Genomic DNA, 13,537 nt, shown 5'->3' on the forward strand with positions numbered 1-13,537 from the left:
AACTGTTTGTAAGCACAAATTGTCAGAACATTTCGTCAACAACGCAATGGGGGAGGAATTGCCGTGAACAAGAGCTACGAAGTAGAATATTGCAACCTTGAAATCCGTTTTGATCGCCGGCAAATCCATAATTTGATCCGCGATTTGATCCAGGCGGGCTACTCCCTTTATTGGAGCGAGACCGAGGCGCAGTTTCTCATCTCGATCCGCACGGGCCGCAAGCTTGTCAAGCTGCGGTTCCAGCGCATCCGGAGCCGCTACAAAATCGTCGGGGACTACGTCATTAAAGACGAAAAGCTGTCTGTGCTGCTCGAAAGGCTGATCAACGATTCACGCGGCCATGCGGTAGTAAAAAGGATCAAGGACAGGCAAATCGTGATCGAGAGCATTATGTTCGGTGAAATCATCCGTCTGGTGGAGGTGTCGGGAATGGAACATCGGATTATTTACCAGAAAAAAACAAGTATCTCGACCGAGGAGATGATGCAAGCCTTCCAATCGAAAAGGGCCGAGGAGCGGGTTCCGGTCCTGCGGCTTGAGATCGATTACGAATTGGCTTCGCTGTCGGAAGCGCTGCGCGAAGGACGGGGCGAGGATGCGGCCGCGGCCAAGGAACGGCTGGCGGCGCTGCGCACGGAGATGCTGCAGCTTGAATTGTGAGGGTGATGAAGAGGCGATGACGGTACGCGGGCTATATAAAAAGCTTTATTAGCTTCTCTCTGCGGCATGCGGAGAGAAGCTTTTTTGCCGGAAGGCGGTTGCATCCTCGGCCGCCGTGCAATAGAATGGGTTTCAGTGAAACCTTGCAGACGATGGACAAAGGGAGATGGACATGAACGGAGGCGGACCGCAACAATCGTCCGTCATACTCGCGGTCGATTTGGGTACGACGAGCGCTAAAGTATTGGCGATTGAGACAGACACTTTATTGCGGCTAGATGCGGGAGGAATGGGGCGCTTATTATAGCGAGAACGGAACGCGGCTATCCGCTGCTCACCCCCGAGCCCGGCTATGCGGAGCAGGATCCCGACCGGACAGCGGCAGCCCTCGCGAAGCGGTCAGGTAGGCCGTCGATACGGCCGCCCGTTCGCAAAGGCGCGCCTGGCGGTCGCGTTCAGCTCGGCATGCATGCGCTCATTGCCGTCGGCGCCGACGGCAAGCCGATCACGCTATGCATCACGTGGGCGGATCTGCGCGCCGCCGCTTTGTTCGCGGCGCAACTGATGGAGGGGATCCGGCGCGGAAGCCGGCTGGATTTCGGAAACTTGCCGGCCTAAGGTTTTCTTTCGCGGGCAAAAAGAGTAAAATGGGGTTATTGTGAAAAATACGAGATGAAAAAGGATGGACGAACCAAAATGGCGAAACAGCAAATCGGTGTCATCGGCATGGCCGTCATGGGCCGCAATCTTGCGCTCAATATTGAAAGCAGAGGATTCACCGTTTCGATCTTCAACCGTTCCCGGGAGAAGACGGACGATGTGATGAAGGAAGCCGCGGGCAAAAATCTGCATCCTACATATACGATCGAGGAGTTCGTGGAGTCGCTTGAGACTCCACGTAAGATTCTGATCATGGTCCAGGCGGGCGCCGGTACGGACGCGACGATCGACGCGCTTGTTCCGCTGCTTGCGGAAGGCGACATCATTATCGACGGCGGCAACGCCTACTTCGTTGACACGCAGCGCCGCAGCAAGGAGCTGGGGGCCAAAGGCTTCCGCTTCATCGGAACGGGCGTATCGGGCGGCGAAGAGGGTGCGCTGAAAGGTCCTTCCATTATGCCGGGCGGCCAGGAATCGGCCTATAAGCTGGTCGAGCCGATTCTGACGGCGATTTCCGCCAAGGTCAACGGTGAGCCTTGCTCCACTTACATCGGACCGGACGGCGCGGGCCACTACGTGAAAATGGTGCACAACGGCATCGAATACGGCGACATGCAATTGATCTGCGAAGCTTACCACCTGCTGACGGCCGTGCTCGGCGTAAATACGGAAGAGCTTCATCAAATTTTTACCGAATGGAACAAAGGCGAGCTCGACAGCTACCTGATCGAGATCACGAAGGACATTTTCGCGAAATATGATCCGGAAACGGGCAAGCCGATGGTGGATGTGATCCTCGACTCCGCCGGCCAGAAAGGCACGGGCAAGTGGACGAGCCAAAGCTCGCTCGATCTCGGCGTGCCGCTGTCGATCATTACCGAATCCGTGTTCTCGCGCTTCCTGTCGGCGATGAAGGAAGAGCGCGTCGCGGCCGGCAAGCTGCTTAAGGGCCCGCAAACGCAGCCGTTCCAAGGCGACAAGCAGGCGTTCATCGAAGCGGTGCGCAAAGCGTTGTTCGCCAGCAAAATTTGCTCCTACGCCCAAGGCTTCGCCCAGATGCGCGCGGCGTCCGAGGAGTATGGCTGGAACCTGCGCTATGGCGACATCGCGATGATTTTCCGCGGCGGCTGCATCATCCGCGCCCGCTTCCTGCAGAACATCAAGGACGCGTACGACAAAGACCCCGAGCTTCGCAACCTGTTGCTCGACGAGTACTTCAAGAATGTCGTCGAGTCGTATCAGGACGCTTGGCGCGAGGTCGTGGCGACGGCCGTCAAGCACGGCATTCCCGTGCCGGCTTTCGCGAGCGCGATCGCTTACTACGACAGCTACCGCAGCGAGCGGCTGCCGGCCAACCTGCTGCAGGCGCAGCGCGATTATTTCGGAGCGCATACGTTCAAGCGGATCGACAAGGAAGGCTCGTTCCACTTCGAGTGGCTGGAAAACTAAGCTTTGCTTCCCGTTTCGCGGACCGACTCGGTCAGCCATGAACGCAGCCGGTCGATCTCCTTTTCGCCCCCGGGCCTGCGATGGATCAGCACCATGGCGGCCTCCGCGAAGCAGCTGAACGTTTGCAACAGCTGTGGCCGCGGCAGATCCGAGACAATGGGATCGCCGTCGGCCACTTTCTTTTTCATGAACTCGAGCACCCATACCGCATCTTCTTTGCAGAACGGCCTGTCGGGATCGAGAATTTGGTTCAGCCTTTTATCGGGGGCATGCTGGTACTGGACGGTCATGCTACACCATCACTCCGGTTTCTCGTATAGAATTTGGATATTATCATCCTTACGGCAGCGCGCGGCTTTTTATACGCGGCAAGGCAACCTTTTTTTCGTCGCAGCCGCGGCTCTCGCATTCTTCCCTAAATGTAAACGGCTGTGGTATCATTAGCGAAAACAAGGATATACACGGTGACGAACCCAATGAACAATGACGAGAAGGCCGTAAGCGGCCTGACGCTGTTTGCCGGAGTAGCGGCCGGCGGCGCGGTCGGAGCGGCAGCCCGCTATGGACTGGGCTTGTGGCTTAACCCGGAACCGTTCTCCGGATTTCCCTGGGGAACGCTTGCGGCTAATGCGGCGGGATGTCTCCTGTTGGGAGCGCTGACCGGTTATGCTTCGGTGCGCGGCATGCACGCGTTCTGGAAAGAGACGATCGGGACAGGCGTGATCGGATCGTTCACCACGTTCTCGGCGTTCGGTGCGGAAACCTTCGGTCTGCTGCGGAACGGCTATGTGGGACTCGCTCTTCTGTATGCGGTTTTATCGATCGCTTTGGGCTATTCGGCGGCGCGCGCCGGCCTGACGATTGGCGGGAGCGTCCGAAAAAGGGGCGGGAACTTTGGGTGAGCTGGGGCTGGTGCTGCTCGTCGCGGCCGGCGGCGCGGCAGGTTCCGTGCTGCGGTATGCGATCGGGCGGATTATCGTCTCCCGGGGAAAGGCGCCCTATTGCGGCACGCTGACGGTAAACTTGTCGGGCGCTGCGCTGCTCGGTCTGTTGTACGGGTTGGCATGGCACGAGAAGTATACGGAGGGACTGCTGCTGCTCGGCACCGGCTTGCTGGGCGGGTATACGACGTTCTCGACGCTGATGGTGCAGCTTGCCTCGATGCGCGAGGCGCGGTCGAACCGCTTGTCGGCAGCTTATTTTATGTATACGTTCGGAGGCGGCTTGCTGCTGACGGCCTGCGGCTTCTTGGCGGGCCGATGGTTGAACTAATTCGGCTACATACAACAAAGGAGAATGGAACTGACATGGACGTTATGGTTAACCCGACGCCCGAGTTGAAAGGCGACATTCAAGCTTTATCCTCCAAAAACTACACGACGAGATATTTGCTCGTCGCGGCGCTTGCCGAAGGGACGAGCACCGTTTATTACCCGGCACGCAGCGAGGACAGCGATGCGATGCGGCGCTGCATCCGGGACCTTGGCGCAACCGTCGAGGAAGACGGCGAGAAAATCGTCATAACCGGCTTCGGCCGCAGCCCGAAGGACGTGAAGGAGCTGAACGTCGGCAATGCCGGAGCGGTTCTCCGCTTTCTGATGTCGGTGGCGGCGCTCTGCCCCGAGGTGACGTTCGTCAACGTGTATCCGGACTCGCTCGGCAAGCGTCCGCATGACGACCTGATCGACGCGCTGCGGCAGATCGGCGTCGAGGTCGATCATAACGGCGGCAAGCTGCCGATCACGATCCGCGGCGGCCAACCGAGGGGCGGTAAAATCCGGGTGTCCGGCAATGTGAGCTCGCAGTTTCTGAGCTCCCTGCTTTTTCTTACCCCGCTGCTGCCGGAGGACAGTGAAATCGAAGTGCTTCATGATCTGAAGTCGAAGGTCGTCGTCGGGCAGACGCTCGAAGTGCTGGAGCAGGCCGGCATCGTCATTCATGCGAGCGATGATCTCATGCATTATCGCATCCCGGGCAATCAGTCCTACCGGGCGAAAACCTATGTCGTGCAAGGCGATTACCCCGGCTCGGCGGCGGTGCTGGCCGCCGCGGCGGTCACGCATTCGGACGTCACGATTCGGCGCCTTGAAGAGAAGAGCAAGCAGGGCGAACGCGCGGTCGTCGACGTTCTGCGCATGATGGAGGTGCCGCTGACGCACGCTGACGGTATCGTCAATGTAAAAGGGAACGGCAAGCTTAAGGCTGGAGACTTCGACGGCGACGCGTTTACCGACGGCGTGCTGGCGATGGTTGCGGCGGCGGTGTTCGCCGAGGGCACCTCCCGTTTCTACAATGTCGAGAATTTGCGCTACAAGGAGTGCGACCGCATCACCGATTATTTGGCGGAGCTCCGCAAGGCGGGTGCCCATGTGGAGGAGCGGCAGAGCGAGATTATCGTTCATGGGCGGCCCGAAGGCGTCGAGGGCGGCGTGGAGATCGACGCCCATTACGATCACCGCGTCATTATGGCGCTGACGGTCGTCGGCTTGCGGGCGAAGGCGCCGATCCGGATACGCGATGCGCATCATGTCGCCAAATCGTATCCGATTTATTTCGACCACCTGAAGGCGCTGGGCGCGAAAGTAGAGTGGATCGAAGATTAAGGGCGAGAATCAAGCGGTTGTATGATCCATTCATTAAAGGAGGCGTTTGCTATGGCGTATCAAAATCCGTCCCGTGAGGAAATCAAGGAGATTTTGCAGTCGTCCGATACGATCGCGGTCGTCGGGCTGTCCGATAACCCCGAGCGGACCTCCTACATGGTGTCGCAGGCGATGCAGGCGAAGGGCTACCGGATTGTCCCGGTCAATCCGAATGCCGAGACGATTCTTGGCGAGAAAAGCTACGCTTCACTGCGTGACATTCCGTTTCCGGTCGACATCGTTAACGTTTTCCGACGCAGCGAGCATTGCGCCCCCGTAGCGGAGGAAGCGGCGGCAATCAGGGCGAAGACGCTGTGGCTGCAGCTGGGCATTGTGAACGAGCACGCCGCGGAAATCGCTTCGGGCGGAGGACTGAACGTCATTATGGATCGGTGCATCAAGGTTGAGGACTCGATTTTGCTGCCGCAAGGGAAATAATCCTGATCGTAAACCGGATAAAATGCACGGCGAACTCCCACAATAAGAGAGGCTTCAATCTCCTGACGGGATGTTGGAGACTATTCCCCTCTGTTTAAGGAGGATACGCCGAATGTATCAACCAGGCATGTATCAGAACAACCAGTCGTTCGGGCAAACGAATACGGGCCGCTTCCAGCAATCCGGCTTCGGGCCGACGCCGGTTCAGCGCTCGGCGGCTACAGGCTTTCAAGCGGGTACCCAAGGCTTCGGCACGACGAGCGGCTTTACGGGCGGCTTTCAAAGCCAGCAAGGCCAGGAGGTTCATCCGGTGTACCGCGCGCAGAACCAGCGGGCGCAGGAAGGCCCTGTGATTCAACAGCTTGGTTACCAAGCTGGAGTTCAACAAGGTTATGCTCCGGCTTCCGGCAGCTTCGGGGGCGGCTCGATGATGGGCGGTTCTTCGATGATGGGCGGTTCTTCGATGATGGGCGGCTCGTCCGGGGGTGGTTTCCAAGCTCAACAACGCCAACAAGGCCAAGAGGTACACCCGGTATATCGCACGCAGAACCAACGTGCCCAGGAGGGCCCTGTGATTCAACAGCTGGGCTACCAGGCCGGCGTGCAAGGCGGCTACAACCAAGGTATTGCGAACCAAGGTTTTGCCAACCAAGCCTCCGGCATCTCGTTTACTGCGCCCGCCGCACAGTTCGGCGCATCCGGCGCATCGTACTCGTCCCCGTCCTTCGGACAAAACCAATTTCAACAATCGTCTTTCCAAGGAGGTGCCGTTACGCCGGAAAATCCGGTCTACCGTTTGACGAACCAGGCGCAGCAGGAAGGCCCTGTCCTTTCGAGGGTCGGCTACACGACCGACGGTGTAGGCATCAGCTCCCAGTTCGGCGGAACGAGCGGCTACCAACGTTTCTAATTCGCGCGCTGCCAACGCCAAGGCGGACCTTCCCCGGTCCGTCTTTTTTCTGTATTGTGTTCTAGGGTGTTTTTGCTGCGGAGGTTGTTCGGGGGAAGAGCGACTTGTTTGTGCCCGTTTCCACCTTAGTGGGGCTAAGTGGATCAGGAAACGGGCGCGAAACGGAGCGAAGACGCCGAACAACCGGAGCCCTAACGGAGCGAAGACGCCGAACAACCGGAGCTTAACCGGAGCCTTTGACAAAAATACAGCCAGCGCTTACCATCGTAATAGACTATGCTCGTAGAGAAAGGAGACTCGTGTGAAGCTTATCGGGAATTTGCAGCAATTCGGGCGCGCTCTGATGCTGCCGATGATCATCCTTCCTGCGGCCGCGGTGTTTCTTTCTCTTGCCACGCTGCCGTGGGGCGCGTGGGGGATGGCGCCGATGGCGGGCCATTTGCAGAAGGCGGGCGACATTCTGTTTTATGTGCTGCCCTTCCTGTTCGCGGTAGGCGTAGCGCTCGGCATCACCGGCAACGCCGGCGCCGCCGGGATGGCCGCATTGGCCGGTATGTTCATCTATACCGCCATCACCGGCTCGTTCAGCGCGCTCGAAATCCAGCCGACGGTGCTGATCGGCGTCTTGATCGGCATAACGGCCGGATACAGCTATGAGCAGTTTAAGGAATTCAAGCTGCCCGAATACATACAATTTTTCGGCGGGCCGCGGTTCGTGCCGCTGTTCGTCAGCTTTCTGACGGTCGCTTTCTCGATCATCATGGTCGAAATTGCGCCTTCCATCCAGGACGGCATGGCCAAGCTCGGCGATGCCGTGTCGATGGCGGGCGGCTTCGGCGTGTTCCTGTACGGGTTCATTTATCGAATCCTGGTCGTGTTCGGGCTGCATCATCTCGTCAGCCATGCGTTCTGGTTCCAGGTCGGCGCTTATGAGACGGCGGGGGGAACGATCGTGTACGGCGATCTTCCCCGGTTTTTTGCCGGCGATCCGACGGCGGGAGCGTTTATGGGCGGCATGTATCCGACGACGATGTTCGCCCTGCCGGCCATCGCGCTCGCCATCATTCAGGAGGCGAGGGAGGATTTGAAGCCCAAAATCCGCAAAACCTTTTTGTCGGCGGCGATGGCCTCGTTCCTGACGGGCGTAACGGAGCCGGTCGAATTCGCGTTCATGTTCGTGGCGCCTTATTTGTTCGTGATCCATGCCGCGTTGTCCGGCATCGTCATGTGGGTGACGTATGCAATGGGCATCCGTCACGGCTTCTCCTTTTCGGGCGGCGCGTTCGATTTTCTCATTAATCTCCATCTGTCGACCAAAGGCTGGCTGCTCATCCCGATCGGCATCGTGACGGGCATCGTCTATTATGTGCTGTTCCGGTGGGCGATACGCCGGTTCCGGATTCCGACTCCGGGCCGTGAGGAAGGCTCGCAGCTTGACGATTGGGCCGGCGACATTCCGTACCGCGCCCCGCTTATTTTGCAGGCGATCGGCGGCAAGGACAACATCATCCAGATGGAAGCCTGCATTACGAGGCTGCGCCTGAAGCTGGCGAACGACAAGCTGCTGGACATCAATGCGCTGCGCGGACTCGGCGCCGCCGGCGTCATCCGGCTCGGCGGGGGCAATGTGCAGGTCGTATTCGGCACGTTCTCCGAGCTGATCCGCGAAGAGATGGTGAAGGCGCTGAAACGCGACCTGACCCGCGTGCAGTTCAGCTCGCCCGTGCAAGGGCGGATGATTCCGCTGGATGAAGTGCCGGACCAGATTTTCGCGGCCCGGATCGTCGGACAGGGCGTCGCTTTTATGCCCGAACGGGGAGAGGTGGTGTCGCCGGTCAAAGGCGAAGTGATCCACCTGCATGCTTCCAGGCATGCGATAGGCATCCGTACGCCGGAAGGGCTTGAGGTGCTGCTTCATATCGGAATCGATACGTCGCTGCTGAAGGGTGAAGGGTTTACGGCTTATGTGCGGGAGGGAGACCAGGTCGCGCCGGGGCAGCTGCTCGTCCGTTTCGATATGATGTACGTCAAAAGCGCGAGCGCGTCGCTGGCCACGCCGATGGTCATCACGAATCCCGAAAAGGTCCGTTCATGGAGCTACGCGCCCTTCAAAGGCGTGAAAAAAGGGCAGGCGTCCGTCATGTCGGTCGTGCTGGAAGAGAGAAACGGTGGAGGAGAGAAACCATGATACAAGGGATTGGCGCATCCGCAGGCATCGCAATCGGCAAAACGTTCGTTTTGCCGAATTGGGAGTGGGATTTGCCCGAGCAGAAAATCGATGTGCCGGATTTGGCCAAGGAGTTCGAGCGGCTGTATGAAGGCATCCGCACCTCGAAGCATGAAATCGAGCAAATCAAGGATGAGTTGGCCGAGGTGGTAGGCACCGAGGAACGGAACATTTTTGACGCGCACCTCGCCATTCTGAACGATCCGGTATTCATGAATGAAATACAGGGCATCATCAAGCGGCAGTACAAGGCGGCGGAGGTAGCCGTCAAAGAGGCGATCGATCATTTTGTGACGATGTTCGATCTTCTTGACGACGAGTACATGAAGGAACGGGCCATCGATATCAAGGACGTCGGCAACCGGCTGTTGAAGCATTTGCTGGGCGCGCCGGAAATAACGCTTCCGTCCGACACGCAGCCGTTTATTCTGGTGGCGAAAGAGATTTCCCCTTCCCAGCTTGCCCATCTGAATCCGCAGCATGTGCTCGGCATCGCGACGGTTACCGGAAGCACCACGTCGCACTCGGCAATCATGGCCAGAGCGCTCGGCATTCCGCTGGTGGTCGGCCTTGATGTGGATCTGGAGGAGCTTGTCGTGACAGGCGACCGGATGGTGCTCGACGGCGGAACCGGCGTTGTCATTTTGAATCCGACAACCGAGCAGATCGATGCGTATTCGGAGCTGCAGAACCGCCATGCCGAGCGTCAGGACAGCCTGAAGGCGATCGCCGGCTTGCGCGCGGTGACGCCGGACGGCAAGGAAATAGAGCTGGCCGCGAACATCAGCTCGCTCAAGGAGCTTGAGGTTGCACTGCAAGCCGGCGCGATGGGCGTCGGCCTGTTCCGCACCGAATTTCTGTACATGGACCGGAACAGGTTCCCGGAGGAAGAGGAGCAATTTGAAGTGTACAAGGCGGTGGCGGAACGTCTGGACGGCAATCCGCTGATCATCCGCACGCTTGACATCGGCGGCGACAAGCAGCTCGATTATTTCGAGGTGGGCCATGAGGAGAACCCGTTTCTCGGCTACCGCGCGATCCGGATCAGCCTGGACCGGAAGGACCTTTTCAAGACGCAGCTTCGGGCCGTTCTGCGTGCCAGCGCGTTCGGCAGCGTGAAGGTGATGTACCCGCTGATCTCCTCGGTCGAGGAGGTGCGCGGCGCGAAGGCGGTTCTGGAGGAAGTGAAAGCGGAGCTGAACCGCGAAGGGAAGGCGTTCGACGACGGGATCCAGAACGGCATTATGATCGAGCTGCCGGCCGCGGTCTCGATTGCCGAGTTTTTGGCCGAAGAGGTCGATTTCTTCAGCATCGGCACGAACGATCTGGTTCAGTTCGCGTTGGCGGTCGACCGGATGAACGAGAAAATATGCCACCTGTATCAGCCGTTTCATCCCGCCGTGCTGCGGATGCTGCGGACAACCGTCGAAGCGGCGAAGCGGAAAGGAATCCATGTCGGCGTTTGCGGCGAGCTTGCGGGCGATCCGAGGGCGCTTCCGCTGTGGCTCGCTTTGGATGTCGACGAGCTCAGCATGTCCTCGCATGCGATTCTGCCCATAAAAGAACGGCTGCTCTGCACGACGCGCAGAGACAGCCGCGAGCTGCTGAATCGTTTGGAAGCTTGCCGGACGGCGGGAGAGCTGATCGGCGAGCTGGAGGCGTTCAAGCAAGCCGTGGACACCGGTTTGCCGTCGGCCGCTCCCGAGGCCAGCGACTCCGGACGGTGATCGGTCGAACGGACCGACAGGTTATTGCCGCTGCCCGGACTTAAGCGCGTCGACGAACGCTTTGCCGTAAGGCGGCAAATCCGGCGGCCTGCGCGCCGAGATGAGATTGCCGTCTACGACGACGGGCTCGTCCAGCCATTCTGCGCCAGCGTTCTCCATGTCGTCCCGGATGCCCGGGGTGGAGGTCACTTTGCGGCCTTCCAGGATTTTGGCCGAGATCAGCACCCAACCCGCATGGCAGATTTGTCCGATCGGCTTGCCGGCTTCGTCCATTTCGCGCACGAGCTGCAGCACCTTCGGATACCGCCTTATTTTGTCCGGCGCCCACCCGCCGGGCACGAGCAGGCCGTCGAAATCGGCGCTGCGCGCTTCATCGTACGACAGGTCGGCCACGGCCGGCACGCCGTACTTGCCGATATGCTTTTTCCCCTTCTCGGGACCGGCAAAAACGACGTTCACGCCTTCCTCGCGCAGCCGGTATACGGGATACCAAAGCTCCAAATCTTCAAATTCGTCATCGACGAGCGATAATACGTTCATATGATCGAGCGGCATCATTTTCCCTCCCTGATTCGTATGATCGAATGCTTTTTCAAGTCCTATTGTAACGAAGGAGGTTCCATGAAGCAAACGGGTAGCTCTGTCGGGCCCTTTTCGACGCGGGCCTTGCGCTGGCTGGCTCCGCTGGTGTGGATGGCGGTCATTTTCTGGTTTTCCTCGCGCGAGGGCGACGACCTGAACGGCTGGCTGCCCTGGTTTCAGCAGTGGATTCCCGGCATGTCGGGCTTTGATTGGGGACATTTCGTTTCCTATTTTATTCTTGCCGTCGCGTTCGCTTACGCTTTCGGCGGGGCGTCGCTGCGCTTGCGGACGAAAGCGGTCATCGTGCTTCTCTGCATGCTTTACGGCGTCACGGACGAGTACCATCAGTCGTTTGTGCCCGGACGGGCTCCGGACGTGCAAGATCTCGTCAACGATACGATCGGCGCGTTTTTGGCGATGCTGGCCTTATCCGTTCCGCCGGTCCGCAACGTTTGGCGGCGAATCGCGTCCTAGTCCGATCGCCGGCCGATCGCCGGCGTTAAGCCAAAAATTACAACCTCCCGGCTTGAAGGAGTTTCCGAGGGTCTGGTCGAATACCTTTATCGTTACGAATGCGCCTTTACCGAGGCGACATTCGCGCTTTAGTATGAAGGAGTGACCGATTTGCAGAAAAGGTGCCCTTGCGGAAACGATATGTACATCAGAATGCGCACAGTGATTTATTCGGGCAGGGTGGAAATCGACAACGTGCCGGTTTATTCCTGTCCGGTGTGCAGCAGAAGCGAGGTGTTCCCCGAGGTGAAGCCGGATTTGACCGGGCTGATCGGAAGGCTGGGCGCCAAGCCGGAGAAGCAAACCTTTTCGTTCAACGAATGGAATGAATGGGCGGACGTGTTGCTGAAGGCTTGTTCGGACAAAAAGCAGCCCGATCGGTCGGATGTCAACCGTCTCATTGAGGAACGCGTAAACGCTTTGCTGGATATGTATCTGCTGGCCGATTCGCTGAACGACGCCGCTTGGCGGGAAGAACTGCAGAAGCGGCTGTCCCAGTTCAGCCGACAGGTGCCGAATACATAAACCGTCCGTAGGCCGCCGACTCTTCCCCGTTGCCCGTGCGCATTGCGAAAAGTAAAAAATTGTCGTATCATTACGGTAATGATTTGTTTTCACAGTGAACGGCCCCAGAACAAAATATGAATTAATGGAGAGAAGGCACGTGACGGTAACCATTTACGATGTAGCAAGAGAAGCAGGCGTTTCCATGGCCACGGTATCCCGGGTCGTGAACAACAATCCGAACGTCAAGCCGCAAACGCGCAAGAAGGTATTCGAGGCGATCGAGCGGCTCGGCTATCGGCCGAACGCGGTTGCCCGCGGCTTGGCCAGCAAAAAAACGACTACGGTAGGGGTCGTCATTCCCGACATCTCCAATGCGATTTTCGCGGAAGTAGCCCGCGGAATCGAAGATATCGCCAATATGTATCACTACAATATCATTCTATGCAATGCCGACAAGCGCAAGGAAAAGGAAATCCGCGTCGTGAACACGCTGCTTGAGAAGCAGGTGGACGGGCTGCTCTTCATGGGCGGGACGGTGACGGACGAGCATCTGCAGGCGTTCAAGACGGCGAACGTGCCGATCGTGCTGTGCGCGACGACGGACGAGCACGGCACGATGCCGGCGGTCGATATCGACCATGAGGCGGCCGCTTACGATGCCGTGAAGGCATTGATCGAGCGAGGCCACAAATCGATTGCGATGATCAGCGGAACATTGCAGGATCCGGCAAACGGCTATGCGCGTTTCCAAGGCTATAAGCGGGCGCTTGTGGATGCGGGCATCGCCTACGACGAAGACTATGTGCGCGTCGGCAATTACCGCTACGAATCGGGCGTCGATGCGATGAAATATTTCCTGGAGCTTCCTGACCGTCCGACGGCCGTATTTTCCGCAACGGACGAAATGGCGATCGGCGCGGTGCACTGCATCCAGGATTTCGGTCTCAAGGTGCCGGAGGACATTTCGGTCATCAGCGTCGACAACACCCGGATGGCTTCCATGGTGCGTCCGAAGCTTTCCTCGGTCGCCCAGCCGATGTACGATATCGGCGCCGTGTCGATGCGTCTGTTGACGAAGCTGATGAAAAAGGAGAACGTCGAGCAGGCGCGCGTCATTTTGCCGCACGAGCTCATTTCCCGGCAATCCGTCGCGGCGCTTTGACCGGTCTGTCCGCGTGCGTTTAAAGTCATGCCATGCAACGGCTTCGTCCTCTTAACAGAC

15 protein-coding genes are annotated in these 13,537 nt (G+C 58.5%); 13 read left to right on the plus strand and 2 right to left on the minus strand.

The annotated features are described in order from the left end of the window. Positions 1 to 63 precede the first annotated feature (63 nt). The 3 genes from RWM61_RS07185 to gndA all read left to right on the plus strand — a co-directional run bounded on the left by RWM61_RS07185 (position 64) and on the right by gndA (position 2,769). Positions 64 to 660 carry a hypothetical protein gene (locus RWM61_RS07185; protein ID WP_313998970.1) on the plus strand — a complete coding sequence of 199 codons (597 nt, stop codon included), beginning with the start codon at positions 64 to 66 and terminating at the stop codon, positions 658 to 660. A 465-nt stretch (positions 661 to 1,125) separates the two neighbouring features. After that, positions 1,126 to 1,278, plus strand: coding sequence for a hypothetical protein (locus RWM61_RS07190; protein WP_313998972.1), 153 nt, complete (start codon positions 1,126 to 1,128; stop codon positions 1,276 to 1,278). Positions 1,279 to 1,356: 78 nt separating this feature from the next. Further along, positions 1,357 to 2,769, plus strand: coding sequence for an NADP-dependent phosphogluconate dehydrogenase (gndA, locus tag RWM61_RS07195; protein WP_313998975.1), 1,413 nt, complete (start codon positions 1,357 to 1,359; stop codon positions 2,767 to 2,769). Here gndA and RWM61_RS07200 read toward each other — a convergent pair. Beyond that, positions 2,766 to 3,059: a hypothetical protein gene (locus RWM61_RS07200; protein ID WP_313998977.1), complete on the minus strand. Its 294-nt coding sequence runs from the start codon at positions 3,057 to 3,059 to the stop codon at positions 2,766 to 2,768. The genes gndA and RWM61_RS07200 overlap by 4 nt on opposite strands. Positions 3,060 to 3,233: 174 nt before the next feature. Here RWM61_RS07200 and crcB point away from each other — a divergent pair, with 174 nt between their 5' ends. The 7 genes from crcB to ptsP all read left to right on the plus strand — a co-directional run bounded on the left by crcB (position 3,234) and on the right by ptsP (position 10,713). Next, positions 3,234 to 3,671 (plus strand): fluoride efflux transporter CrcB, encoded by a 438-nt coding sequence (gene crcB / locus RWM61_RS07205; RefSeq protein ID WP_313998979.1) that lies wholly within the window; start codon positions 3,234 to 3,236, stop codon positions 3,669 to 3,671. Beyond that, a complete protein-coding gene (locus tag RWM61_RS07210; protein WP_313998981.1) occupies positions 3,664 to 4,041 on the plus strand; it encodes a CrcB family protein in 378 nt (125 codons plus the stop codon). Before crcB ends, RWM61_RS07210 begins: the two co-directional genes overlap by 8 nt. A 35-nt stretch (positions 4,042 to 4,076) precedes the next feature. Further along, complete coding sequence (gene aroA / locus RWM61_RS07215; RefSeq protein ID WP_313998983.1) at positions 4,077 to 5,372, plus strand: 3-phosphoshikimate 1-carboxyvinyltransferase; 1,296 nt, start codon at positions 4,077 to 4,079, stop codon at positions 5,370 to 5,372. A gap of 51 nt (positions 5,373 to 5,423) precedes the next feature. Further along, positions 5,424 to 5,849, plus strand: coding sequence for a CoA-binding protein (locus tag RWM61_RS07220; RefSeq protein ID WP_313998985.1), 426 nt, complete (start codon positions 5,424 to 5,426; stop codon positions 5,847 to 5,849). Between the two features lie 112 nt (positions 5,850 to 5,961). Then, positions 5,962 to 6,759 (plus strand): hypothetical protein, encoded by a 798-nt coding sequence (locus RWM61_RS07225; RefSeq protein WP_313998987.1) that lies wholly within the window; start codon positions 5,962 to 5,964, stop codon positions 6,757 to 6,759. Between the two features lie 301 nt (positions 6,760 to 7,060). Further along, on the plus strand, positions 7,061 to 8,947 hold the full coding sequence (locus RWM61_RS07230) for a glucose PTS transporter subunit IIA (protein ID WP_313998989.1): 1,887 nt from the start codon (positions 7,061 to 7,063) through the stop codon (positions 8,945 to 8,947). Next, positions 8,944 to 10,713 carry a phosphoenolpyruvate--protein phosphotransferase gene (ptsP, locus tag RWM61_RS07235; RefSeq protein ID WP_313998991.1) on the plus strand — a complete coding sequence of 590 codons (1,770 nt, stop codon included), beginning with the start codon at positions 8,944 to 8,946 and terminating at the stop codon, positions 10,711 to 10,713. Before RWM61_RS07230 ends, ptsP begins: the two co-directional genes overlap by 4 nt. Before the next feature lie 21 nt (positions 10,714 to 10,734). Here the strand turns inward: ptsP and RWM61_RS07240 are convergent, their stop codons facing one another. After that, positions 10,735 to 11,268 carry a type 1 glutamine amidotransferase domain-containing protein gene (locus RWM61_RS07240; protein ID WP_313998993.1) on the minus strand — a complete coding sequence of 178 codons (534 nt, stop codon included), beginning with the start codon at positions 11,266 to 11,268 and terminating at the stop codon, positions 10,735 to 10,737. 66 nt (positions 11,269 to 11,334) lie between these two features. Between RWM61_RS07240 and RWM61_RS07245 the strand changes: the two genes are divergently transcribed. From RWM61_RS07245 to ccpA, 3 genes are all read left to right on the plus strand, one after another. After that, positions 11,335 to 11,769: a VanZ family protein gene (locus tag RWM61_RS07245; RefSeq protein ID WP_313998995.1), complete on the plus strand. Its 435-nt coding sequence runs from the start codon at positions 11,335 to 11,337 to the stop codon at positions 11,767 to 11,769. A gap of 180 nt (positions 11,770 to 11,949) precedes the next feature. Beyond that, positions 11,950 to 12,333, plus strand: a complete 384-nt coding sequence (locus RWM61_RS07250; protein ID WP_313998997.1) for a hypothetical protein — start codon at positions 11,950 to 11,952, stop codon at positions 12,331 to 12,333. 139 nt (positions 12,334 to 12,472) lie between these two features. After that, the gene (gene ccpA, locus RWM61_RS07255) at positions 12,473 to 13,477 is read left to right on the plus strand and encodes a catabolite control protein A (RefSeq protein WP_313998999.1); all 1,005 of its coding nucleotides are present in this window, start codon (positions 12,473 to 12,475) and stop codon (positions 13,475 to 13,477) included. Positions 13,478 to 13,537: the final 60 nt, after the last annotated feature.

The organism is uncultured Paenibacillus sp., assembly GCF_963515335.1.
In the GTDB taxonomy this organism is placed as follows: Bacteria; Bacillota; Bacilli; order Paenibacillales; family Paenibacillaceae; genus Paenibacillus_I.